General features: G+C 72.8%; 19 protein-coding genes. 13 read left to right on the top strand and 6 right to left on the bottom strand.

The features are described 5' to 3' along the window. The first annotated feature begins 20 nt into the window (after nucleotides 1-20). From AOK22_RS03540 to AOK22_RS03515, 6 genes are all read left to right on the top strand, one after another. Nucleotides 21-1070, top strand: a complete 1050-nt coding sequence (locus AOK22_RS03540) for an SMP-30/gluconolactonase/LRE family protein (RefSeq protein WP_055697055.1) — start codon at nucleotides 21-23, stop codon at nucleotides 1068-1070. A gap of 133 nt (nucleotides 1071-1203) precedes the next feature. Continuing rightward, a complete protein-coding gene (locus AOK22_RS03535; RefSeq protein WP_055697054.1) occupies nucleotides 1204-1851 on the top strand; it encodes an acyl-CoA-like ligand-binding transcription factor in 648 nt (215 codons plus the stop codon). 14 nt (nucleotides 1852-1865) lie between these two features. Beyond that, nucleotides 1866-2657: an SDR family NAD(P)-dependent oxidoreductase gene (locus AOK22_RS03530; RefSeq protein WP_055697053.1), complete on the top strand. Its 792-nt coding sequence runs from the start codon at nucleotides 1866-1868 to the stop codon at nucleotides 2655-2657. Between the two features lie 72 nt (nucleotides 2658-2729). Continuing rightward, entirely contained in the window at nucleotides 2730-3770 is a 1041-nt protein-coding gene (locus AOK22_RS03525) for an NAD(P)-dependent alcohol dehydrogenase (protein ID WP_055697052.1), read from the top strand. A gap of 74 nt (nucleotides 3771-3844) precedes the next feature. Then, nucleotides 3845-4327, top strand: coding sequence for a hypothetical protein (locus AOK22_RS03520; RefSeq protein ID WP_063795189.1), 483 nt, complete (start codon nucleotides 3845-3847; stop codon nucleotides 4325-4327). Next, nucleotides 4324-4890 carry an RDD family protein gene (locus tag AOK22_RS03515; RefSeq protein ID WP_063795188.1) on the top strand — a complete coding sequence of 189 codons (567 nt, stop codon included), beginning with the start codon at nucleotides 4324-4326 and terminating at the stop codon, nucleotides 4888-4890. Before AOK22_RS03520 ends, AOK22_RS03515 begins: the two co-directional genes overlap by 4 nt. On the opposite strand, the gene AOK22_RS03510 is transcribed toward AOK22_RS03515, so the two are convergent. Further along, nucleotides 4820-6232 carry an MFS transporter gene (locus tag AOK22_RS03510; protein ID WP_055697050.1) on the bottom strand — a complete coding sequence of 471 codons (1413 nt, stop codon included), beginning with the start codon at nucleotides 6230-6232 and terminating at the stop codon, nucleotides 4820-4822. The two genes, AOK22_RS03515 and AOK22_RS03510, sit on opposite strands and share 71 nt — an antisense overlap. Nucleotides 6233-6477: 245 nt before the next feature. Between AOK22_RS03510 and AOK22_RS03505 the strand changes: the two genes are divergently transcribed. The 4 genes from AOK22_RS03505 to AOK22_RS03490 are packed head-to-tail and all read left to right on the top strand — an operon-like array spanning nucleotide 6478 to nucleotide 12375. Then, a complete protein-coding gene (locus AOK22_RS03505; protein ID WP_055697049.1) occupies nucleotides 6478-6897 on the top strand; it encodes a DUF7144 family membrane protein in 420 nt (139 codons plus the stop codon). A gap of 12 nt (nucleotides 6898-6909) precedes the next feature. Further along, a complete protein-coding gene (locus AOK22_RS03500) occupies nucleotides 6910-7911 on the top strand; it encodes a polyphosphate kinase 2 family protein (protein WP_055697048.1) in 1002 nt (333 codons plus the stop codon). Then, a complete protein-coding gene (locus AOK22_RS03495) occupies nucleotides 7908-10643 on the top strand; it encodes a cation-translocating P-type ATPase (protein WP_055697047.1) in 2736 nt (911 codons plus the stop codon). The genes AOK22_RS03500 and AOK22_RS03495 overlap by 4 nt, the downstream gene beginning before the upstream one ends. 7 nt (nucleotides 10644-10650) lie before the next feature. Further along, nucleotides 10651-12375 (top strand): SulP family inorganic anion transporter, encoded by a 1725-nt coding sequence (locus tag AOK22_RS03490; protein ID WP_055697046.1) that lies wholly within the window; start codon nucleotides 10651-10653, stop codon nucleotides 12373-12375. Between the two features lie 67 nt (nucleotides 12376-12442). On the opposite strand, the gene AOK22_RS03485 is transcribed toward AOK22_RS03490, so the two are convergent. Genes AOK22_RS03485 through AOK22_RS03475 form a run of 3 tightly spaced genes read right to left on the bottom strand, consistent with a single transcriptional unit; the run spans nucleotide 12443 to nucleotide 18167 of the window. Then, on the bottom strand, nucleotides 12443-13927 hold the full coding sequence (locus AOK22_RS03485; RefSeq protein WP_055697045.1) for an alpha-amylase family protein: 1485 nt from the start codon (nucleotides 13925-13927) through the stop codon (nucleotides 12443-12445). After that, complete coding sequence (locus AOK22_RS03480; RefSeq protein WP_055697044.1) at nucleotides 13924-16626, bottom strand: MGH1-like glycoside hydrolase domain-containing protein; 2703 nt, start codon at nucleotides 16624-16626, stop codon at nucleotides 13924-13926. The genes AOK22_RS03485 and AOK22_RS03480 overlap by 4 nt, the downstream gene beginning before the upstream one ends. Before the next feature lie 32 nt (nucleotides 16627-16658). After that, nucleotides 16659-18167, bottom strand: a complete 1509-nt coding sequence (locus tag AOK22_RS03475; protein ID WP_063795187.1) for a hypothetical protein — start codon at nucleotides 18165-18167, stop codon at nucleotides 16659-16661. 136 nt (nucleotides 18168-18303) lie between these two features. Between AOK22_RS03475 and AOK22_RS03470 the strand changes: the two genes are divergently transcribed. The 3 genes from AOK22_RS03470 to AOK22_RS03460 all read left to right on the top strand — a co-directional run bounded on the left by AOK22_RS03470 (nucleotide 18304) and on the right by AOK22_RS03460 (nucleotide 21865). Further along, nucleotides 18304-18858 (top strand): hypothetical protein, encoded by a 555-nt coding sequence (locus tag AOK22_RS03470; RefSeq protein ID WP_055697042.1) that lies wholly within the window; start codon nucleotides 18304-18306, stop codon nucleotides 18856-18858. Continuing rightward, on the top strand, nucleotides 18858-19343 hold the full coding sequence (locus tag AOK22_RS03465) for a DUF1269 domain-containing protein (RefSeq protein WP_055697041.1): 486 nt from the start codon (nucleotides 18858-18860) through the stop codon (nucleotides 19341-19343). The genes AOK22_RS03470 and AOK22_RS03465 overlap by 1 nt, the downstream gene beginning before the upstream one ends. 242 nt (nucleotides 19344-19585) lie before the next feature. Next, on the top strand, nucleotides 19586-21865 hold the full coding sequence (locus AOK22_RS03460; RefSeq protein WP_055697040.1) for a LuxR family transcriptional regulator: 2280 nt from the start codon (nucleotides 19586-19588) through the stop codon (nucleotides 21863-21865). Nucleotides 21866-21965: 100 nt separating this feature from the next. On the opposite strand, the gene AOK22_RS03455 is transcribed toward AOK22_RS03460, so the two are convergent. Then, nucleotides 21966-22436, bottom strand: coding sequence for a helix-turn-helix transcriptional regulator (locus tag AOK22_RS03455; RefSeq protein ID WP_157872168.1), 471 nt, complete (start codon nucleotides 22434-22436; stop codon nucleotides 21966-21968). A gap of 130 nt (nucleotides 22437-22566) precedes the next feature. Then, nucleotides 22567-22812 carry a hypothetical protein gene (locus AOK22_RS03450; protein WP_055697038.1) on the bottom strand — a complete coding sequence of 82 codons (246 nt, stop codon included), beginning with the start codon at nucleotides 22810-22812 and terminating at the stop codon, nucleotides 22567-22569. Nucleotides 22813-23060: the final 248 nt, after the last annotated feature.

Here is a 23060-nt window from a genome sequence, read left to right as displayed (position 1 = left end):
ACGCAGCGAAGGGACCCCTTGTGACCCAGCCGAACTCCCTGCCGGTCGGACGCCCGTGCCGCGCCACCGGCAGGACGTGCCGCACCGCGTGGACCTCCCGTGCCGTCCGGACCTCCCGCGCCGTCCGCGCCGCCACCGCCGTGGGCCTGGTGTCGGCGCTCCTGGTGGGCGGCGCGCAGTCCTCCGCGCAGGCGGGCGCGGGCCGCGCCCCGGTGGCCGCGCCGGCCCTGGAGCGATGCGCCGAGCCGGCGCGCGTGGAGGTGTTCAGGGAGGGCGGCGTGCCGCTCCTGGACTGGCGGGAGAACCTCGAGTTCGACGGGCGGGGCACGCTCTGGGTCGCGCACATCATGCGGCACCGGGTCGAGGGGTACGCCCCCGACGGGACGCTCAGAGCCACGGTGCCGGTGGTCGGTCCGGGCGGGATCCGGCGCGGCCCGGACGGCATGATGTACGTCAACTACGGGGTGAATCCGCTGACATGGGGCCTGTCGGGCGGGGGCGGGGTCATGCGTTTCGACCCGGCGGCAGAGCGGCCCCGGGCCGAGCGGTTCGTCGACGGCGTCGACGGGATCAACGGCCTGGCGATCGACGCCGACGGGAACCTCTACCTCAGCCGCGAGCTGGCCACCGGCATCGTCAGGATCCGTCCCGACGGCACGCGGGACGAGGCGTGGACGCGGGCCGCGGACGTCTTCGGCACGAACGGCCTGGAGATCGTCGGCGACCAGCTCTACAGCAGCGTCATCACTTCCGCGTCGTCCCCGGTCCTCCGCATCCCCCTGGACGATCCGGCGGCCCGCACCACGGTCGCCGAGCTCAGCCCGAACCCCCTCGGCGCCAAGATCCTCGACGATCTCACGTCCTTCGACGGCGACCTGGTCGTCGCGAGCTTCCGCGACGGCGAGCTGATCAGGGTCGACCCGGCCACCGGGCGCTCCTGCGTCCTGGTGTCGGGGCTGCGGATGCCCAGCAGCGTCCGGGTGCCGCGCGGCTTCGGCGATCACGACCCCCGGCGCGAGCTGTTCGTGGCCGAGGCCTCGGGACGCGTCGTGAAGGTGACGGTCGGCTGAGGCGAGGCGCCCGCCCCGAGCCGTGGCGCGGCGGCCCGCGGAAGCGTCCCCGAGGCCGCCGGTCCGCCTCTCCCGAAGTGTCCCGCTGAGTCATGTGTCCCACTGGGACACTTCGAGGAGTACAGTCGACGACATGAGCAGCAACCAGGGCCGCCGGACCCGCAAGGTCCGGGAGAGCCGGGACACCATGGCGAACGCCGCCGTGGACCTGGTCCTCGCCCACGGCCTCGACCAGGTCACCGTCGAGACGATCAGCGAACGGGCCGACGTCTCCCGGCGCACCTTCTCCCGGTACTTCGCCGGGAAGGAGGACGCCGTCGTCGACGCCCTGCGCGCCGACTTCGCGCGGATCAACGCGGCGCTGGCCGCCCGCCCCGCCGAGGAGAGCCCGCTCACGGCCTACCACCGCGCCCTGCGGAGCTGGCTGGCCGACGAGCCGACCGCCTGGCACCGCCTGCCCCGCTCGCGGGACCTGCTGCGGCTGCTGCACGGCGAGCCCGCGCTGCTGCCCGCCTATCTGCGGGTGCAGGACGAGGCCGAGAGCGCGTCGGTGGCGATCGTCGCGCGTCGGCTCGGGCTCGACGCGGAGCGCGATCTGCGGCCCGCGCTCGCGGTGTCGCTCGCCGTCGGGGCGTTCGGCACCGCCGTGCGGTTCTGGATCGCGCCCGGCGCGAGCGCGCCCCTGCCCCGGCTCATCGACACGGCGTTCACGGCCCTGGCCGACGAGCCCGCGCCGGCCCCCGCTCCGGCATCGAGTGAATCCCGTACCACCACCGAGTGAAACCAGGCACCACCATGAGCACGACCACCAGCACGAACACCAGCGCCGCCCCCGCCGCCCCGGCGGAGTTCGCCGGGAAGACCGCCCTCGTCACCGGCGCGGCCTCCGGCATCGGCCTCGAGGTCGCCCGCCGTCTCGCGGCGGCCGGCGCAGCCGTCGTCGTCGCCGACTTCAACGAACAGGGCGCGCGGGACGTCGCCCGCACCCTCACCGAGGCCGGCGGCCGTGCCGCCGCCGTGCGCGTCGACGTCACCGACCCCGAATCGGTGCGCCTGGCCGTCGAGTTCGCGGTCGAGACGTACGGCGGTCTCCACCTGGCCGTGAACAACGCCGGCATCGCCGGGGCGTCCGCCCCGACCGGGGAGTACGCGGTCGAGGACTGGCGGCGCGTGATCGACACCAACCTCAACGGCGTCTTCTACTCCCTGCGCTACGAGCTGCCGCACCTCCTCGCCTCCGGCGGCGGCGCCGTCGTCAACATGTCCTCGATCCTCGGTACGAACGGCTTCGCCGGGTCCCCCGCCTACTCCGCCGCCAAGCACGCCGTCGTCGGCCTGACCAAGACCGCCGCCGTGGAGTACGCCTCCCAGGGCGTGCGGGTGAACGCCGTCGCGCCCGGCTTCATCGACACCCCGCTGCTCAAGGGCGACGAGGCGCAGCGCGCGCAGCTGGTCGCGCTCCACCCGCAGGGCCGTCTCGGCACCGCCGAGGAGGTCGCCGAGCTCACCCTGTTCCTACTCTCCGAGCGCGCCTCGTTCGTCAACGGCAGCTACCACCTGGTCGACGGCGGATACGCGGCCCGCTGACCGGCGTCCGACCCGTAGGAAGAGAGGCACCCCACCATGTCAGGTCGAGAACTCCCGGGCCTGCCCGCCCGGATGAAGGCCGTCCAGTACCGCAGCGTCGGCGCCGACCCCGAGGTCGTCACCGTCCCGTGCCCCCGGCCGGGCCCGGGGCAGGTGCTCCTGAAGGTCACCGCCGCCGGTGTGTGCCACTCCGACATCGCGGTGATGGACATGCCCGCCGAGGCGCTGTCCTTCCCGCTGCCGCTGACCCTGGGCCACGAGGGCGCCGGGACCGTCGCCGCGCTGGGCGAGGGCGTCACCGGTCTCGCGCTCGGCGACTCCGTGGCCGTGTACGGGCCCTGGGGCTGCGGCACCTGTCCGATGTGCGCGCAGGGCAAGGAGAACTACTGCACGCGCGCCGCGGAGCTCGGCATCCGTCCGCCCGGACTCGGGGCGCCCGGCGCCATCGCCGAGTACCTGCTCGTGGACGACCCCCGCCACCTGGTCCCGCTCGGCGGCCTCGACCCGGTGACCGCCGTGCCGCTCACCGACGCGGGCCTCACCCCGTACCACGCGATCAAGACCTCGCTGCCCAAGCTGACGCCCGGCAGCACGGCCGTGGTCATCGGCACGGGCGGCCTCGGGCACGTCGCGATCCAGCTGCTGCGGGCGCTGACCCCGGCGCGGGTCATCGCCCTGGACGTCACCGAGGAGAAGCTGCGGCTCGCCCGCGAGGTCGGCGCCCACGAGGCCGTCCTGTCGGACGCGTCCGCGGCGGACACGGTGCGTGGACTGACCGGCGGGCTCGGCGCCGAGGCCGTGTTCGACTTCGTCGGCGCCCCGCCCACCGCCGCCACGGCGACCGCCTGCGCGGCGGTCGAGGGGGACGTGTCCATCGTCGGCATCGGCGGCGGCGCCGCGTCCGTCGGCTTCGGCACGACCGCGTACGACGTCGCGGTCCGCTCCCCGTACTGGGGCAGCAGGTCCGAGCTGATCGAGGTCCTGGAGCTGGCGCGGTCGGGCGTGATCGACGTCCACGTGGAGACGTACGCACTGGATGACGCCCCCACGGCGTACGAGAACCTGCACGCGGGCCGTGTGAACGGCCGGGCCGTCATCCTGCCGGGCGCCTGAGTGGCCCGCCTCCGCCGGGCGACTCACCCCCGGCGGAGGATGTCAGGCCGTCCGGACACTGCTGCGGTCTGACGATGACCTCAGCAAGTGCGGGCGGCCTGTTGGCCTGTGTCGTCCGGCGGGCCCGGTGCGCGCTGGACACGGTGGGAGGGGCGGCGGACGCCGTGACCCGTGCGGTGATCGGTGCCGTGCTCGACCGCGTCGACCTGGACGCCCTGGTGGCACGGGTCGACGTGAACCGGATCGCGGACCGGATCGACGTGGACCGGATCGCCGAGCGGGTGGACGTGAACCCCATCGCCGACCGGGTCGACGTGGACGCGGTGATCGACCGGATCGACCTGGTGGGCATCACCCGTGACGTGCTCCGCGAGATCGACCTCGGGAAGATCGTCCGGGACACCGGGGGCGGCCTCACGACCGACACGGTCGACGCGATCCGCCTCCTCGGGCAGCGCGGCGACCGCAGCGTGAACCGCCTCGCGGACCGTCTGCTGCGCCGGGCGGACCCGCCGTCGGACAACGGCGCGGACCCCTCGCCACGAGGCCGGCGATGACGGCCCGCGACGACAGAGCGCGGCCGGCGGGGCCGGACGGCGTACCCGGCCCCGCCCCCGAACCCGCCGGCATCGTCTCCCGCGGTGTCGCCTCCGTGCTCGACGCGCTGGTCCTGGCCCTGACCGGGTTCACCGTGCAGTTCGGCGCGGGGTGCGCGCGGCTGCTGGCCACCGGGCCGCCGTTCCGGTTTCCGGACCTGCCCGCCTGGCTCACCGGATCGGTCGCGTGGGTCGTCGCGGTGCTCTACCTCGGCGGCGCCTGGGCCTCGGTCGGCGCCACGGTCGGCTGCCGGCTGATGGGGCTCCGCGTCACCGGCCGGGCCGGGCGGCGGCCGGGTCTGCCGCGTTCCCTGCTGCGGGCGGTCCTGTGCGTGACGTTCCCGCTGGGCATGTGCTGGATCCCGTTCAGTGCCCGCCGCGCGTCGCTCCAGGACCTGCTCGTCGCCACCGAAGTGCACCACGAACACGGTGAGCCGGGGCCGCCGCGCGGCCTCAGGCCCGGCGTTCGGGCGGCGGCGTCCGGGGCAGCTTCGCCGCGGCGCCGAGCCCGCCGAGCCCGATGACGGCGAGCACCACGAGCGCCACCGCGTACGGCCCCACGGACGGGTCGGCCACGAGGATGGTGCCCGCGAGCGCGGTGCCCACCGAGGAACCGAGGTTGGACACACTGCGCGACAGGCCGGAGATCTCGCCCTGGAGGTCCTCGGAGAAGCTCGACTGCACCACGTTCACCGACGGTGTCAGCATCACCCCGAGCCCCAGACCGATCAGGAGCAGCCCGGGAGTGAACACCCAGGCCTTCGGCGAGCCGTGGGCGAGGGCGATCAGGACGCCGATCCCGCACACCGTCACGGCGAACCCGGCCATGACCAGGGTCCGTTGCTCGCGCCGCCGGGCGAAGCGCGCGGCGGCCAGCGAGCTGGCGAGCAGCCCCAGCGTCGACGCGGTGAAGATCACGCCGGTGCCGATCGCGTCGTAGCCGCGGACGACCTGGAGATAGGTGGCCACGACGAACGACACCCCCATGAGCAGCAGCCACTGGATGTGCTGGGTGATCAGGCCGAGGTTGGACGTGCGGTTGTGGAACAGCGCGGTCGGCAGCAGCGGTACGGCGTGCTTGCGCTCCTTGGCGCGCACCCAGCGGAAGAAGGCGACCAGGACGAGGGCGCCGACCAGCAGCAGCCCGGCCATCAGCCAGACGTTGTCGTCCGCCGCGAGGATGCCCATGACGACCAGCACCAGACCGCCGGCCGACAGGACCGCGCCGCCGGTGTCGAAGGAACGGCTCGGGTCGGGGGGCAGCGGGTCGTCGATCTTCCGGGTGAGCAGGATGATCAGCGCGACCACCGCGGCCTGGAACACGAACGCGGCCCGCCAGCTGATCGCCGAGGTGATGAGCCCGCCGAGCAGCGGTCCCGCGGCTGCGCCGATGCCGCCCATGCCCATGATCGCCCCGAACGCGCGGGCCCGGTCGGCGACTTCGGTGAACAGGAGGGTGGTGAGGATGTACACGGGCGGGATGAGCAGCGCCGTGCCGACGCCCTCCAGGATCGAGTTGCCGAGAATGAGCACGCCGAGGCCGGGCGAGGCCGCGCTGATCAGGGCGCCGACGCCGTAGATGGCGAGCCCGACGACGAGGCACCGCTTGCGGCCGTAGCGTTCCGTGAGGATGCCGCCCGGGATCATCAGAGCCGCCATCACCAGCAGGAACGCGGTGATCGCGATCTGTACGCCCTGCACGGTGGTGTCCAGGTCCTCGCTGATGTCCTTGATCATCACGGTCATGTTGGAGCCGGCGAAGCTGCAGATGAACTGGGCCAGCGCGAGCGGCGCGAGGATGCGACGCGGCCACGGGCGGCCGTTCTGGGGGGCGTTCGCCCCCTCGGGGGTGGACGGCACGGTCATCCCTCGCCTCCCTCTCGGGCCGGAGCTCCCCTCAGGGGACGGAGCCTCCCTCGCGCGCCGGAGCCCCTCCCGGCGGCCTCTCCGGCGCCGGAAGCCTCTCGCGCGCCGGACGACGGACAGCCTCCTGGGTGCCCCGCCTCCGGGCGTCACCCTCGGGGGGTGACGACCCGGCACCGCGGCGAGGGCGAGACTCGCCCCCACTCAGCGGTGCAATCGGCACCCTGCTCAACCATGGGGGTCCTGTCATGACCACCACGACCACTTCGCACAATCGTTCAGGCACCACGCGTGCGGCCGCGGGCGGGCTGACGATCTTCGCCGCGGTGATGCTGTTCATCTCCGGCTCCATGGGCTTCTGCCGGGGGCTCATGGCAGTCCTCGAGGACAAGGTGTTCCTCAGCACGCCCCAGTACGTCTTCGAGTTCGACCTGACGAGCTGGGGCTGGATCCACCTCGTCCTCGGCGTGGTCGCGGTGATCGTCAGCCTCGGCCTGCTCGCGGCCATGAAGTGGGCCCGGATCACCGGCGTGATCATCGCCGCCCTGATGATCATCGCCAACTTCCTGTCCATCCCGTACCACCCCTTCTGGTCCCTCACGCTGATCGCGATCGACGGCTTCGTCATCTGGGGCCTGTGCGTCGTGGATCAGGACACCCTGGGCTAGCAGAGGAACCCCATGAAGGACGGACGGGTGCGCACGAGGGACGAGAGGGCCGAGCGGATCGCCGCGTTCATCGCCCCTCTGCGGGTCGAGCCCGGTGCGAAGGTGAACCTGGCCAAGGACTTCGACCCCGCCCACAAGGCGGGCGTCAAGGACAAGGCCGAGGGGCAGGAGCTGCTCCGCAGCGGCGTGCTCCTGCTCGCCGACTACCAGCGCAGGCTGGCCGCCGAGGGCAGCCACGGCGTGCTGCTGTGCCTGCAGGCGCTGGACGCCGGGGGCAAGGACGGCACCATCCGCCACGTCATGAGCGGAGTGAACCCGCAGGGCGTGCGCGTGGCCAACTTCAAGGCGCCCTCGGCCGAGGAGCTCAGCCACGACTACCTCTGGCGCTACGCCTGCCAGTTGCCGCGCCGCGGGGAGATCGGCATCTTCAACCGGTCGCACTACGAGGAGGTGCTGGTGGTGCGCGTGCACCCCGAACTCCTCGCCCGCCAGCGGCTGCCGGGCGGGGCCAAGGGCAGGAAGGCGTTCTGGCGGCGGCGGTACCGGGAGATCAACGACTGGGAGCGGTATCTGACGGACAACGGCTTCAGCGTCGTCAAACTGTTCCTGAACCTGTCCAAGGAAGAACAGCGCGTCCGCTTCCTGAAACGCATCGACGTGCCGGAGCGGAACTGGAAGTTCTCGGCGGCGGACGCGCGCGAACGCGCCTCCTGGGACGCCTATCAGTCGGCGTTCTCCGAGATGCTGTCCGCCACGAGCACCCCGTGGGCCCCCTGGTACGTGGTGCCCGCGGACCGCAAGTGGTACGCCCGGATCTGCGCGGCCGCCGTCCTCTCGCACGCGCTGCTCGACATCGGCCCGCGCTATCCGGACATCGGCGACAAGGCGCGTCACGAACTCGAACTGGAGAAGCGCCAGTTGGAGGACGAGGCACCGGCCGGCGCGGCGGCGGACCCCTGGGCCGCCGCCGCGGACGGCCGCGGCCGCCACGGCGCGGGAAGGCGGGCGCGATGACCGCAGCGGCATCCGGACACGACGCCCCCGCGGCACCGGCCCACGCCTGGTACGCGCGCCCGGCCGAGTCGGTGGCCGAGGAACTGGGCGTCGACCCGGCCCTGGGCCTGAGCGCGGCCCAGGTGGCCACGCGGCTCGCCGAGGACGGGCCCAACACCCTGGCGGAGGAGAAGCCGACACCGGGCCTGGTCCGCTTCCTCGGCCAGTTCACCACGTACATGCAGATCATCCTCGTCGCCTCCGCCCTGGTCTCCCTCCTCATCCAGGAGTGGGGCACCGCGCTGGTGCTGCTGGCCCTGACCCTGCTGAACGCGGTCATCGGGCTGCGGCAGGAGGGCAAGGCCGAGAGCGCCATGAACGCCCTGAAGGCGATGACGAAGGCCACCGCCCGGGTGCGGCGCGAGGGCAGGGTGGTCGAGGTCGACGCGGCGGAGGTCGTCGTCGGCGACATCGTGCTCCTGGCCGCGGGCGACGAAGTGCCCGCCGACGGACGGCTGTTGTCGGCGAGCGCCCTGCAGATCGACGAGTCCGCGCTCACCGGGGAGAGCGTCCCCGTCGCCAAGGACGCCACGCCGGTGCGGGGCACGGACCTGGGTCCGGTGGACCAGACGGACATGGCGTTCATGAACACCCCGGTCACGCACGGCAGCGCGGTCCTCGTGGTCACCGCCACCGCGGCCTCCACCGAACTGGGCAAGATCTCCGGGATGCTGTCGACCACCCGGCGTGAGATGTCGCCGCTCACCAAGGAGCTGAACCGGCTCACGCTGTGGATCGTGGGAGCCGCCGGGGTGACCATGGTCGTCATGTTCGCGCTCGGGCGCGGGCGGGGCGAGCCGTGGGACGCGCTGTTCGTGAGCGCCGTGTCGCTGGCCATCGCCGCCGTCCCCGAGGCGCTGCCCACGGTGACCCAGACGATCCTCTCGCTGGGCGGCCTCGACCTCGCGCGGCGCCACGCGATCGTCAAGGACCTGCCGTCGGTGGAGACCCTCGGCTTCACCTCCGCCGTCAACTCCGACAAGACCGGCACGCTGACGATGAACCAGATGACCGTCGTCGAGGTCGTCGACCCCTTCGACCGGTACACGGTCTCGGGCGGCGGATACTCCCTCGACGGCAGGGTCCACCACGCCGCGGGCACCTCGTCGGGCATCGACGACGCGATCCTGCCCTACCTCGTCGCCAGCGACGCCTCGCTGGTGGACGGACGCGTGGTGGGCGACCCCACCGAGGGCGCCCTGCTCGTCCTCGGCCACAAGGCGGGCCTGGACGTGGAGGCCACCCGCGCCCGGCTGCCCCGGCTCGCCACGCTGCCCTTCGACCCGGCGTACAAACTGATGGCCACCTTCCACGAGGCCACCGACGACAAGGGCCACCCCGTCGTGCGCTGCTTCGTCAAGGGAGCGGCACCCGCCGTCCTCGCGCGCGTCACGACCGCGCTGTCGGACGGCGCGAGCCTCCCCTTCGACACGGCGCTGCGGGACCGCGCCGAGGGCGAGGTCGAGCGGATGGAGCGCGCGGGCCGCCGGGTGATGGCCGCCGCGACCCGCGACCTCGACCCCGCGGCGTTCGTGCCGGGCGGCGATCTCCTCGCGCAGATCACCGCGTTGCGGGTGACCAGCCTCGTCGGCATGGTCGACCCGCCGCGTGACGAGTCCCGGGACGCCGTCGCCGCCGCGCAGGCCGCGCACATCCGCGTCCGGATGGTCACCGGTGACGACATCATCACCGGTGCCGCGGTCGCCGAGCAGATCGGCATCGGCGGCGAGGCGATCCTCGGCGCCGACTTCGCGGCGCTCTCCGAACAGGAACGGCTCGACCGCATCGACGGCATCGGCGTGGTCGGCCGGGTCGCCCCCGAGCACAAGGTGCTGCTCGCCGAGACCCTGAAGAAGAAGGGCGACGTGGTCGCCATGACCGGCGACGGCGTCAACGACGCCCCCGCCATCAAGTCCGCCGACATCGGCGTCGCCATGGGGTCCGGCACGGAGGTCGCCAAGAACGCCGCCCGGATGATCCTGTCCGACGACAACTTCGCCACGATCGTCCACGCCGTCGAGCAGGGCCGCAAGATCTACGACAACCTCACCAAGTACATCCGCTTCGTGCTGCTCCTGCTCGTCGTGTTCGTGCTCTGCTTCCTCGGCGCCACGCTGTTCGACATCGCCGGCGGCGAGCCGTTCACCCCCGCCCAGGTGCTCTGGATCCACTTCGTCGTCAACGCGGCCTTCGGCTTCTCCCTCGGCTTCGACCGGGTCAGGCAGGACCTCATGACCCGCCGGCCCCGCCCCCGCGGCCAGCCGGTCATGACCCCCGGCCTGATGCTGACGGTCGGACTCGCCGGGGCGGCCGTCGCCGCCGGGCTGCTCGGCCTGATCCAGCTGGGCGAGGCGCGCTACGACAGCGTCCGCGTCGGCAACTCCATCGCCTTCGCCTCGTTCGCGCTCTGCCTGATCGTCGCCGCCCTGGAGTGCCGCAGCCAGACCGGCACGGTGCTCACGGCCGACACGTTCGACAGCAAGCAGCTGAACTGGACGATGCTCGGGGAGTTCGTCCTCGCCGTCCTGGTGACCCAGACGGACGTCTTCAACCGGCTGCTCGACACGACGCCGCTGGAAGCGGGCCAGTTCGCCTGGGCGTTCCTGCCGCCTCTCGTCCTGCTGACGCTCTGGGAGCTGGGCAAGCTCGTGGCCCGCCGCCGCGCGCGGCCCGCCGGCCCCGGACGGCGGTGAGGCACCGGTGCCCTGGCAGCCGCCCGGCGTCAAGACGCTGCGGAGCTACCGCCGGGAGTGGCTGGCCAAGGACCTCGTGGCCGGCCTCGTCCTGAGCACGCTGCTCGTGCCGCAGGGCATGGCGTACGCGGAACTGGCCGGACTGCCGGCGATCACCGGCCTGTACACGTCCGTGCTCTGCCTGCTCGCGTACGCCGTCACCGGGCCGTCCCGCATCCTCGTGCTCGGCCCCGACTCGTCGCTCGGCCCGATGATCGCCGCCACCGTCCTGCCGCTGGTCGCCTCCGGCGGCGACAGCGCCCGCGCGGTCGCGCTCGCCTCCGCCCTGGCGCTGATGGTCGGGGCGATCACGCTCCTGGCGGGCGTGGCGCGCCTCGGCTTCGTCGCCGACCTGATCTCCAAGCCGACCATGATCGGCTACATGAACGGCCTGGCCCTCACCATCCTCGTCGGCCAGCTGCCCAAGCTGTTCGGGTTCTCCACCGACGCCGACGGGCTGATCGAGGAGATCGACGCCTTCGCAGGGGCGCTGGGCGACGGGAAGGCGGTGCCGGCCGCCGTCGCCGTGGGCCTCGGCTGCATCGCGGTCATCCTGCTCCTGCAGCGCCTGCTGCCGAAGGTCCCCGCCGTCCTCGTCATGGTGGTGCTCGCCATCGCCGCCTCCGTCCTGCTCGACCTGGAGGACCACGGCGTACGGATGGTCGGCAGGCTGCCCGAGGGGCTGCCGCCCTTCACCGTCCCGGACATCCGGTGGGAGGACCTCGGCCCGCTGTGCGTCGGCGCGCTCGGCATCGCCCTGGTCTCCCTGGCCGACACGATCTCCAACGCCTCGGCGTTCGCCACGCGCACCGGCCAGGAGGTCCGCGGCAACGACGAGATGATCGCCATCGGCACGGCGAACATGGCCGCCGGGCTCTTCCAGGGCTTCCCCGTGAGCACCAGCGGCTCACGGACGGCCGTCGCCGAGCGGGCGGGCGCGCGGACCCAGCTCACCGGGGTGGTCGGCGCGGCGCTGATCCTCCTCATGCTCGTCCTGCTGCCGGGCCTCTTCCGCGACCTGCCGCAGCCCACGCTCGCCGCGGTGGTCGTCACGGCCTCCCTCTCGCTGGCCGACGCCCAGGGCACGGCGCGGCTGTGGCGGCAGCGCAAGGCGGAGTTCCTGCTGTGCATCGCGGCCTTCCTCGGGGTGGCGCTGCTCGGCGTGCTGCCCGGCATCGCGGTCGCCGTGGGCCTGTCCATCCTCAACGTCTTCCGGCGCGCGTGGTGGCCCTACAGCACGGTGCTCGGACGCGTGCCCGGCCTCGCGGGCTACCACGACGTGCGCTCGTACCCGAGCGCCGAGGAGCTGCCCGGCCTGGTGATCCTGCGCTTCGACGCGCCGCTGTTCTTCGCCAACGCCAAGGCGTTCCGCGACGAGGTCCTGCGGTGCGCGCGCACCGAACCGCCGCCGCGCTGCGTGCTCATCGCCGCCGAGCCGGTGACCGACGTCGACACGACGGCCGCCGACTTCCTGGAGGAGCTGGACGAGGCCCTGGAGAAGCGGGGGACCGAGCTGGTCTTCGCCGAGCTGAAGGACCCGGTGCGCCGCAAGGTCGAGCGCTACGGCCTGACGCGGGCCTTCGATCCGGGGCAGTTCTTCCCGACGGTGGAGAGCGCCGTCGAGGCGTTCCGCGAGCGCAGCGGCGCGCGGTGGACCGCGGTGAGCAGGCAGCCGACGGCAGAGGGACCGTAGCCGCCACGGAGCGGGGCCCAGCCGTCCACGGCCGGCTGGGCCCTTCCCCCACACGACGGGGCCCGGACTACCCCACGTTCGCCGCGGCGGACAGCACATGCGTGCCCCACGGCGGCAGATCGACGTACAGACCGTTCCCCAGCAGCTCCGCGCCCGAGCGCCCGTACCGGTCGTCGTGGAGCAGGTCGGTCAACTCCCAGGTCTCCTCGCCCAGTTCGCTCCAGGGCAGCCGGACGCGGGCCTGCGCCTGATGCGGGGAGAGGTTCACGACGGTCAGGAACCGGCCCGCGGGACCGGACCAGCACGAGGCGATCAGATGCCGCGCGGAGTCGTTGTCGGGCCAGCCCGCGCAGTCCAGGAGACGCCACCCGCCCGTACGCATGCCGCTGCCGTGGACGCGCGAGAGCAGCCGCTCGTGGAACGCCCGCAGCGCCGGATCCGCCGGCTCGTCGGGGCGCCGGTCGAGGAAGACCGGCAGGTGCACGCGGCGCCCGGTGAACTGACCCTCGTGCCACAGCGTGGCGCCGGGCAGCGTGGCGATCAGCACGGCCGCCGCCCGCTCCTTCGCCGGCGGCAGCGTCTGCGCGGCGCGCGGCTCGTCGTGGTTCTCCAGGAACCGGACGAGACGGCGCTGGTACTGCTCGTCGGCCAGCAGATGGGCGCGGACCGACGGGGCGCTCTCGTTCAGCACCCGGTCGTAGAGCCGCTTGTCGTAGCAGAAGTCGAACCCCTGCTGCTGGAGGGCCCATTCGAGGTCCCAGTACGCCTCCGCGGCGAAGATCATCCCGGGGTGTCCGCGCCGGACGGCCGTCACGACCTCCGACCAGAACTCCTCCTCGGGAGGCGCGCCCACCCGCGCGCCCCACGTCCGGGCGAACACGTCGTTGATCAGCAGCATCGCCATGTCGCAGCGCACCCCGTCGCACACCCGGCCGATGCCGTCGAGCACCGTCGCGGTGGCCTGCCGCAGCGCCGGGGCGAAGGCGTCCAGCTGCACGACGTCCGGCCAGGGCGGGAAGAACGGATCGCGGCCCCGGGCGAACACGGCCCGCCCGGTGTCGAGGAACCCGGCGGGATCGCGCCGCACGTCCGCCGCGTCGCCCCGCACGAAGTACTCGGGGTGCTCGCTCACCCAAGGGCTGTCGGGCGCCACGTGGTTGGGGACGTAGTCGAGCAGCAGCCCGACGCCCCTGCGGTCCAGCTCGGCGCGCGCGGCGGCAAGGCCCTCGGACCCGCCGAGTGCCGCGTCGACCTCGTAGCGGCGGATGCAGTACGGCGATCCCGCGATGTCCTCCTCGCCGACGCCCGGGACGGCCGCGTCGAACGCGGTGCGCAGCGCCGGGTTGTCCAGGGCGATGCTGCGCCCCAGCGGACTGCGCTCCCAGACGCCCATCAGCCACACGGCGTCGACGCCCGAGGGAGTGATCTCGTCCCAGACGTCCTTGGGCACCTCCGCGAGGCCGGTCGGACGGCCGGTGCGCAGACCGGTCTCCCGCAGCCACACGCGGGTGTTGACCTCATGGACGACGGGCTGTGCGGGCAGCTCGGTCATCGGGTGCGCCTCCTCGCGGATCCGGGCCGGAAGTCGTCGGGACCGAGTGTCCCGAAGATCTTCATCAGGGCGGCGATCAGTCCGGTCCAGCCCGTCTGGTGGGAGGCGCCGATGCCGGCGCCGTTGTCGCCGTGGAAGTACTCGAAGAAGGAGACCAGGTCCCGCCAGTGCGGGTCGTCCCGGAACTTCTGCTGCCCGCCGTACACTGGCCGGTGGCCCTGCTCGTCGCGCAGGAAGATCCGGCCGAGGCGCACGGAGAGCTCCTCGGCGACCTCGTAGAGGTTCTTCCGCACCCCCGAGCCGGTCGGGCACTCGACGGTCAGATCGTCGCCGTAGAAGCCGTACAGGTTCAGCAGCGCCCGGATGACCAGCGTGTTCATCGGCAGCCACACCGGGCCGCGCCAGTTGGAGTTGCCGCCGAACATGCCGGTGTCCGACTCGGCGGGCAGATAGGAGACCCGGTACTCCTCGCCGTGCACCCAGAACGTGTACGGGTGCTCCGCATGGTGCCGGGACAGCGCCCTGATGCCGTACGGGCTCAGGAACTCGTCCTCCGACAGGAGGTGGGCCAGCACCCGCGTCAGCTTCTTCTCGTCCACGACGGACAGCAGCCGCGGTCCGCCCGCCGTGCCGGCCCGCGCCGACGTCAGCGTCACCGACAGCGAGGGATGGCGCGCGGCGAACCGCTGCAGGCGCTCGGTCAGGCCGGAGAGCCGCTCCAGCTGCCTCGGCTGGAACACGGTCGACGCGCACAGCGGGAGCAGCCCCACCATGGAGCGGACCTTCAGCCGGACGGCCTCCCCGTCGGGCAGCCGCAGCACGTCGTAGAAGAACCCGTCCTCCTCGTCCCACAGTTCGTCGCCGAGGTTCCCGAGCCGGTCCATCGAGGCGGCGATCCACAGATAGTGCTCGACGAACTTCAGGACCAGCTCTTCGTAGGCCTCGTTGTGCTCGACCAGCTCCACCGCGATCTGCAGCATCGACTGGCAGTACAGCGCCATCCAGGCGGTGCCGTCCGCCTGCTCCAGGGTGCCGCCGGTGGGCAGCGGCGCGCTGCGGTCGAAGACACCGATGTTGTCGAGGCCCAGGAAGCCGCCCTGGAAGACGTTGCGGCCGCTGGGGTCCTTGCGGTTGACCCACCACGTGAAGTTCGTGAGCAGCTTCTGGAAGGTGCGCTCCAGGAAGGCGTGGTCGGCGTGGCCGGTCGTGGCCTTCTCCACCGAGTACACGAAGTACGCGGCCCAGGCGTGCACCGGCGGGTTCACGTCGCCGAAGTTCCACTCGTAGGCGGGGATCTGGCCGTTGGGGTGCAAGTAGGAGTCCCGCAGCAGCAGTTCGAGCTGCTCCTTGGCGAAGCCCACGTCGACGACGGAGAAGGCGACCGCGTGGAACGCCAGGTCCCAGGCGGCGAACCAGGGGTACTCCCACTTGTCCGGCATCGACACGATGTCGTCGCTGACCATGTGGAACCACTCGCGGTTGCGGATGCCGGACCGGGGCGGGCTCCACGGGGTGAGGTCGTGCTCGGCGAGCCAGGTCTCCAGGTCGAACGCGTAGTACTGCTTGGACCAGAGCATCCCGGCGAGCGCCTGGCGCAGCACGCGCGCCTCGTCCTCGCTCGCCCCGTCGGGCGTCAGCTCGCGGTAGAAGGCGTCCGCCTCGGCGATCCGGCTCTTGAAGACCGAGTCGAACCCCTTGGGGGCCAGCGTGAGCTGGGCGCCGGCGGGGCCGAGACGCAGCCGCAACGTCTCGGACCCGCCGGCCGGAACGGTGAGCGTGTGGTGCACGGCCGCCTTCGTGCCGTGCCGCGCCGGATTGACGGCGCCCCGCTCACCGTGGACCACGTAGCGGCCGATGCCGTCCTTGACGTACGGGGAGGCGTTGGCCGTGCCGAACAGACGCTCGTTGTTGCTCTCGTTCTCCGTGAACAGCAGCTCCGCCGCGCCGTCGCACCGCAGGTCGTAACTGCCGAGCTCCGGGTGGTCGGCACGGACGGTCGCCGTCGCGCGCGGTCCCTCGACCGCCTTCAGCTGCGGCATGCGCTCCTCGTCGCGGCGCTCGTGCCACGACCAGGTGTTGCGGAACCACAGCGTCGGCAGCACGTGCAGCGTCGCCTCGTCGGGGCCGCGGTTGTCGACGGTGATCCGCATCAGGACGTCGTCGTGGTCGGCCTTGGCGTACTCCACCGTCACGTCGAAGTAGCGGTCGTCGTCGAAGGCCCCGGTGTCGAGGAGCTCGTACTCGAACTCCTGGCGCGTACGGTTCCGGTTGACCTCGACGAGGTCGTTGTAGGGGAACGCCGCCTGCGGGTACTTGTACAGATAGCGCAGGTAGGAGTGGCTGGGCGTGCTGTCGAGGTAGAAGTAGTACTCCTTGACGTCCTCGCCGTGGTTGCCCTCGCCGTTGGTGAGGCCGAAGGCCCGCTCCTTGAGGATCGGGTCGCGGCCGTTCCACAGGGACAGGGCCAGACACAGCCGCTGCTTCTCGTCGCAGATCCCGCCGAGGCCGTCCTCGCCCCAGCGGTAGGCGCGCGAACGCGCGTGGTCGTGCGGGAAGTAGGACCAGGCGTCGCCGCCGGGGCTGTAGTCCTCGCGGACCGTGCCCCACTGGCGTTCGCTGAGGTAGGGGCCCCACAGACGGGACCGTCCGCTCGCGTCGCCGGCCGGCCCGGTGCGGCCGGCGTGCGTCTGCCTCTTCATGCGCAGCCTCCCTGCGTCGGCCCCAGCGGTACTCAGCCGGGGGCGCCAGTCTTGGCGGGGGCCTCCGGGGTCGCCTCACCTTCTGGGGGTGAGCCCCCGCTCCTCGCGGCCAGGGTGATCGCGATCTCGTACGCGGCCAGCAGGACGGCGACCACGAGCAGTCCGGTCCACGACGACAGGAGCAACGCCACCAGCGCCGCGACGACGAGCCCGGAGACCCGCAGCACGTCGGCGTGGCGGGTCAGCCACGGCCGCACCGGCAGCTTCTTCGTGGTCACCCGGTCCCCGGTCCGCGCCAGGAAGTGGCCCGTGGCCCGCGCTCCCTTCGCCACCAGCCTGCGCAGCAGCACCGGCAGCCGTCCCGGCCCCGCCAGATACGCGATGACGGCGATGGCGATGCCGAGCCACAGCAGCTGGTCGCCGCGGTCCCGCAGCGTCGTGAAGATCGTCCACAGCGCGGACTGCACGCCGTCGCGGTAGACGCCGGGCGGCACGTGGTCGAGCAGCTGGTCGCGCACCGCCCGCAGCACGCTGGAGAGGACGGTGACCGTCACGATCAGCCACAGGCCGAGCTGGAGCAGGGTGCGCCGCCGGTTGGGCGAGACCCACAGGGCGAGGCCCAGCAGCACCGGCACGGCGATCAGCAGGCCCACCACCGCGCGCTTGAACATGAGGACGGCCTCCTGGAGTTGGCCCAGTTCGTGCCGGTCGTAGAGCCGGATCTGCGCGAAGTCCTCGGGCAGGTCGACGTTCAGTGCCTTCTCGATCCGCTGGTGCAGACCGGGCGGGATCTCGCCCGAGGAGAGGGCCGGCAGGTCGAGCTTCTTGCCGAACAGGGTGGGCAGTTGGTCCTCCAGCGAGCGCAGGAGGTTGTTGACCATCGGCAGCAGGTTGAGGGTGACCGTGTCGCCCTGGACCCGTACGTTGCCGTCGCTCTTCTCCAGGACCGCGATGATCCGCTCGTGCGCGAACCGGTTCGTCGCGCGCCACAGGTCCTGGAACCGGTCCGTGGCGATGAGCTTGGAGATCGAGTCCCGCAGATAGCCGTGGACGGCCCCGGTCACCGGCCCCGCGAGGAAGGACGCCCGGGGCGGCAGCGCCTCGGACAGCCGCTGCTCGACGTCCAGTTGGTCGAAGATCTCGTTCGCCAGATACGTCGAGACGGCCGCGTTGACCTCCGGGTCGTCGGGCAGCGGGCCCACGGTGGCGATCCAGCGGTCCGTGTTCAGCGTGGTGCGCGAGCCCCACACCCCCACGACCGATGTGACGGCCAGCACGGCGACCAGCGCGATCAGCACCGCGGCGGCCACGCGCCGGATCGCCAGGGTGCGGGCCCGGCGCCGCCGTTCGGTCCCGGAGCGGTCGCGCAGGCGCGCCACTTCCGCGCGCAGGCGTGCCACTTCGCTTTCGGTGCTTTCGGTGCTCTCGGGTGCGGTCTCGGGGCCGGCCGTCGGCCCGGGCCCGGTCGCGCCGCTTCGGGCGGGAGAGCCGTCGTCCCGGTCCGGCGTCTCGTCCCGGCCCCGCGTCTCGTCGTCCGTCATCGGTGTCCCACCTCCGCGGCCCACCGTGACCGCGCCGACGCACGCCTCCCTCACCTGTGGCGGGTGACGCGTCCCGGCACGTTCCGACGCTGTGATGACGGGCGTGACGGCGGCAGTTCCGCCGAAGGGAGGCACCATGGCTGAGATCGGACCGGTCCAGCTCCTGACGATCGGCTTCGGGCCGGACGCCAAGTTCGAGGGGCGGATCATCGAGGAGCTGGCGGTCCTGGAGTCGAACGAACAGATCCACGTCCTCGACCTGCTCTTCGTCGGCAAGGAGACCGGCGGGGACCTGTTCACCCTCGACTTCCAGGCAGAGGGCATGGGCGAGACGGTCGCCGCGCTGCTGGGCATCTCGGCCGAGCGGCTCCGCGGGGCACAGGACGTCTATCCGAGCCTGGCCGAGGGCAACGCCTTCGGTCTGTCCCTCACCCAGATCAGGGAGATGGCCGAGGAACTCGACCCCGGGACCGCGGCGGCCTTCGTCCTGCTGGAACACGTCTGGGCGAAGCACCTGCGCAAGGCCGTCCGCGACGCCGGCGGCGTGCCGGTCGCGGAGGGCTTCCTCACCGAAGAGGCGCTCACGCCCATCGCCGCCGAACTCGTCAGGGCGGCACAGCGGTCGGGCGAACCGGTTCCGAACGGATCGGACCCGGACCAGCCGAAACGCAACAACCACAGGAGGGCCTGATGGCCGATCTCGTCGTGCTCGGATTCGCGGACAAGGACAAGGCGGACGCGGTGCTGCGCCTCGCCAAGGACCTCTCCAAGCAGGAACTGCTCGACCTGGAGGACGCGGCGCTCGCCTGGCGCACCATGGACGGCAAGATCCATGTCCGCCAGACCTACAGCCCCACCGGCGTCGGCGCGGCCGGCGGCGCGCTGTGGGGTTCGCTGTTCGGGCTCCTCTTCCTGATGCCGGTGTTCGGTGCCGCGGTGGGCGCCGCCACCGGTGCCATCGCCGGAAAGCTGACCGACGTGGGGATCAACGACCCCTTCATCAAGGAGATCGCGGCCACCCTCGAACCGGGCCGGGCAGCCGTCTTCGCGCTCGTGCGGCGCTCCACCCCCGACCGGGTGCGCGACGCGGTGCGTCCCTTCAACCCGACCGTGATCCGCACCTCCCTCACCAAGGACCGCGAGGACGAACTGGTCGAGGCCCTGCGCGAGAAGTGACCTGAACCTGCGCCGCCGACCGGACGAGGGGCGTTCCCGAGCCGCACCGGGGGCGCCCCTGAGCCGTGCTGAGGGTGCCCCTGAGCCGGAAGTGGACGGTGCCCCTCCGTGCGCGCCGTCCACGCCGTCGTGCGCCGGAACTTCACCCGGGTGAGATGGCGCCCGCCGCGCACCCCACCCGAGCCGTCGGCCCCACACTTGCCTGTGCCGCACCGCACTGCTCCGAGAGCGAGGTGCCGACCATGGCCGAGTGGTCACGCCCACGGGAGGCCGGTCCGGACCCCGGGGCCGCCGGCTCCGCCCCCGCACTGCCGACCTGGCTGGTCCCCAGGCCCCGACTGACATCCAGGCTGTCCAGGGGCGCCCTGGGCCCGCTGACCGTGGTCGTCGGACCCGTGGGCGCGGGCAAGACGGCGCTGGCCCTGGAGTGGGCGCACACCGGACGGCTGCCCGGACCGCTCGCGTGGGTCACCTGCGACGGCCGCGCCGAGCAGCCCTGCGTGTTCTGGCCGCGCGTCGTCGGCGCCCTGCGCGAGGCGGGCGTGGACCTGTCGGACCGCGTCGCCACCGGCGAGGGCCCCCGGCACGTGGCCGCGCTCGCCGGCGAACTGAACGAGTACGGCGAGCCCGTGGTCCTGGTCCTCGACGACTTCCAGCCCGCCCCCGGCTCACCGATCGCCGAGGGCGTCACCAGCCTGCTGCGGCACACCTCGGGCGTCCTGCGCCTGGTCGTGCTCGCGCGCCGCGACCCGCCCCTGCACCTGCACCGCGGCCGGCTCACCAGCGACCTCACCGAACTGCGCACCGCCGACCTCGCGTTCGACGACCGCGAGACCGCGGCCCTGCTGGCCCAGCACGGCATCGACGTGCCCCGCCAGACGGTGAGCGCGCTGCGGCACCGCACGGACGGCTGGGCGGCGGGGCTGCGCCTGGCCGCGATGTCCCTGGAGAAGCAGAGCGATCCCGAGCGGTTCGTCGCCCAGTTCGCCGGCGACGACGAGACGATCTCCAGCTACCTCGTCGAGGAGGTCCTCGACCTCCAGTCGCCCGGCATGCGCCGGCTGCTGCTCACGACGAGCGTCCTGGACCGGATGAACGCCGAACTCGCCGCCGAGCTCTCCGGCGAGGAGGCGGGCGGGCACTTCGCGGACCTCGTACGGGACAACTCCTTCCTGCAGCCCGTCGGCCAGGGCTGGTTCCGCTGCCACCAGATGTTCGCCGACGTGCTGCGGATGTGCCTGCGCCACGAGGCGCCGGGGCTCGTCTCGCCGCTGCACCGCCGGGCCGCGGACTGGCTCGGGGCCCACGGCCTGCTCGCCGACGCCGTGCACCACCTGATCGCCGCGGGCGACTGGGCGCAGATCGGCCGTCTGGTCGTGCACCGCCTGGCCATCGGCCAGGTCCTCGGCCTGACCAAGGCGAGACTGTCGGCCGAGCTGCTCCGGCAGCTGCCCGCCGAACTGCCGGCCGAGGAGCCCGAACTCGTGCTGCTCGCCGCGGCCGTCGCGCGGGTCCACGCGGACGACCCGGCGTACGAGCGGTACATGGAGCACGCCGGACGGCTCCTGGCCGAGGTGCCCCCCGAGGAGGACGACCGCGGCGCCCGCTGCCGGCTGGCCCACGCCGTCATCCGCATGGACCGGCTGCGCGCCGGCGGGCCGCGGGAGGCACGGGAGGCCGCGGCCGACGCGGAGTCGGCCTCGCTGCGACTGCCGCACGCCGCGCTGGTCCAGCGGCCCGAGATCTCCGCGCTCACCCTCGCGATCCGGGGCGGCGGCGAGCTGCGCGACGGCGCCCTCAAGGCGGCCGAGGCCGCCCTCACCGGCGGGCTGAAGGCCGCGGGCGCCGCGGGCAACGGCGCGCTGCGCAGGGACTGCCTGGCCGAGCTCGCGCTCCTCGAAGTGCTGCGCGGACGCTGCCGGGCCGCCGACGAACTCACCACCCAGGCCACCCAGCCGCCCCTGCCCGCCTGGACCGCGCCCGAACCGCCGCGCTCCGCACTCCACCTGGCGCGCGCCTGGGTCGAGCTGGCACGCGGCGACCCCGCGCGGGCCCGTCGTGAACTGGCTCACGGGCAGGCCGTCTTGGCGGCGACGCCCGACGCGTTCCTGTCCGGGATCGCCGCCCTGGTGGCGGGGCTGACCGGCACGGTGGAGCGCGGCGCCCGGCCGGGCGTGCCGATCGGCGACGTGGTGGCACGGGCCCGGCTGCCGCGCGCGATGCTGCGGACGGTGGTGCCCGCGTGCGCCGCCCTGGTCGATCCCTCCCGGCCGGGGCGTGTCGCGGTGAGCGCCGCACCGGAGACCCCGGCGGGCGCGGTGGCGCACGCCGAGCGGCTCAGCGCCCGCGAGCGCGACGTCCTGAGCCGGCTGGCGCAGATGATGACCACGGAAGAGATCGCCGAGGAGCTGTACCTCTCGGTGAACACCGTGAAGACCCACCTCAAGAGCGTCTACCGCAAGCTGGCCGTGACGCGGCGCTCGGCGGCCGTGCGCCGGGCGCGGGAACTGGAACTGCTGTGACCACCGGGTGGGGCCACACCGTGATGAGGTGAGCGCGGTGAGCTGGGCGCCGCCCTCGCCGGGGACCGGGGCGGGGCGCCGGAGTACGGGCGCGCGGGCCCTACATGAGGCCCAACTCCCGTCCACGAAGGACGGCTTCGGCGCGCGAACCCGCGCCGAGCTTGCGGTACACGGCCCGGGTGTGGCTCTTGACGGTGTTGTACGAGACGTACATCCCGTCCGCGATCTGCCGCAGGGACACCTCCTCCTCCAGTCGCCGCAGCACGGCGAGTTGACGGCTCGTCAGTGGCTCGACGAGGGACGGGGCAGGGTGCGGCCCGGCGGCGGCCGGGACCGGCGCCGAGGCCAGGACGGCCGACGCCTCGTCCATCAGGGCCCCCGCGCTGCGCGGATCAGCGAGGTCGAGGGCGACCCTCACCAGGACCCCGGCGACCCACATCAGACAGGTCGTCACGGCCGTGTCGGCGGCTTCCTCCTCGCGTCCCAGCGCACGCAGGTGCCTGCGCAGGGCCAGCACCTGCCCGGCGGCCGACGGGCAGTCGGCCGACTCCGTGCACACTGCTGCGGACATGCCCTTCACCTCCCCATGTGCAGGGCATCACCCCTCCACAGTGGGGAGTGGTTGACGGGCTCCGGAAGAGGCTGTTCGGCTCTGTTTTGGCGGATGCTTTACCTTTCCGTATAGTTCGTCCGCCCACGCCTCAGGAGTTCGGAAGCCGCCGTACCTCCAGGAGTTCGAGTCCCAGCGCCTGGATGCGGTCGAGGATCCCGTAGAGGGCGGCCTGGTCGAGCCCTGAGCCCAGCAACACCGTCTCCGCCGGGCGCAGTTGGATCGTCATCTCGCCGAACGCCGAACGGAAGGCGTCGCCGAACTTGCCCCGCACCCGGATCTCGAAGTCCGCGCGGCCGGGCGGTGTCCCGGCCGGGTCCGCCTGCGCCCCGCCCATGGCGTCACCTCCCGTGCGACGGCCTGGCCATCGGCCGCCATTCTCGCGTCACCAGGACGGACGGCATCACCTCGTGCGGGTGACGGTGCCCTCCGCCGGGTCCCGGGCCGGTCGCCGGGCCGGCGCGGTGAGCTCATCCCCGGCGGGTGAACCGACCGGGTGGGACGGGCGGGACGCTCCCGGTTCACCGAGGAGGAGGCTCTCGGTTCACCGACGAGGGTTCGAGAGGGCCGGACAGACCTCACCGG

This window comes from Streptomyces silaceus (genome assembly GCF_001419745.1).
Taxonomy (GTDB): Bacteria; Actinomycetota; Actinomycetes; order Streptomycetales; family Streptomycetaceae; genus Streptomyces; species Streptomyces silaceus.
The sequence above is the reverse complement of the archived record's forward strand: the minus strand, read 5'-3'. Positions and strand labels throughout refer to the sequence as shown.

Coding starts and splice junctions, on each gene's coding strand:
- AOK22_RS03485 (WP_055697045.1), bottom strand. CDS start 13,927: ATGACCGAGCTGCCCGCACAGCCCGTCGTCCATGAGGTCAACACCCGC.
- AOK22_RS03505 (WP_055697049.1), top strand. CDS start 6,478: ATGACCACCACGACCACTTCGCACAATCGTTCAGGCACCACGCGTGCG.
- AOK22_RS03470 (WP_055697042.1), top strand. CDS start 18,304: ATGGCTGAGATCGGACCGGTCCAGCTCCTGACGATCGGCTTCGGGCCG.
- AOK22_RS03465 (WP_055697041.1), top strand. CDS start 18,858: ATGGCCGATCTCGTCGTGCTCGGATTCGCGGACAAGGACAAGGCGGAC.
- AOK22_RS03495 (WP_055697047.1), top strand. CDS start 7,908: ATGACCGCAGCGGCATCCGGACACGACGCCCCCGCGGCACCGGCCCAC.
- AOK22_RS03460 (WP_055697040.1), top strand. CDS start 19,586: ATGGCCGAGTGGTCACGCCCACGGGAGGCCGGTCCGGACCCCGGGGCC.
- AOK22_RS03480 (WP_055697044.1), bottom strand. CDS start 16,626: ATGAAGAGGCAGACGCACGCCGGCCGCACCGGGCCGGCCGGCGACGCG.
- AOK22_RS03520 (WP_063795189.1), top strand. CDS start 3,845: ATGACCTCAGCAAGTGCGGGCGGCCTGTTGGCCTGTGTCGTCCGGCGG.
- AOK22_RS03515 (WP_063795188.1), top strand. CDS start 4,324: ATGACGGCCCGCGACGACAGAGCGCGGCCGGCGGGGCCGGACGGCGTA.
- AOK22_RS03455 (WP_157872168.1), bottom strand. CDS start 22,436: ATGTCCGCAGCAGTGTGCACGGAGTCGGCCGACTGCCCGTCGGCCGCC.
- AOK22_RS03475 (WP_063795187.1), bottom strand. CDS start 18,167: ATGACGGACGACGAGACGCGGGGCCGGGACGAGACGCCGGACCGGGAC.
- AOK22_RS03525 (WP_055697052.1), top strand. CDS start 2,730: ATGAAGGCCGTCCAGTACCGCAGCGTCGGCGCCGACCCCGAGGTCGTC.
- AOK22_RS03535 (WP_055697054.1), top strand. CDS start 1,204: ATGAGCAGCAACCAGGGCCGCCGGACCCGCAAGGTCCGGGAGAGCCGG.
- AOK22_RS03510 (WP_055697050.1), bottom strand. CDS start 6,232: ATGACCGTGCCGTCCACCCCCGAGGGGGCGAACGCCCCCCAGAACGGC.
- AOK22_RS03530 (WP_055697053.1), top strand. CDS start 1,866: ATGAGCACGACCACCAGCACGAACACCAGCGCCGCCCCCGCCGCCCCG.
- AOK22_RS03450 (WP_055697038.1), bottom strand. CDS start 22,812: ATGGGCGGGGCGCAGGCGGACCCGGCCGGGACACCGCCCGGCCGCGCG.
- AOK22_RS03500 (WP_055697048.1), top strand. CDS start 6,910: ATGAAGGACGGACGGGTGCGCACGAGGGACGAGAGGGCCGAGCGGATC.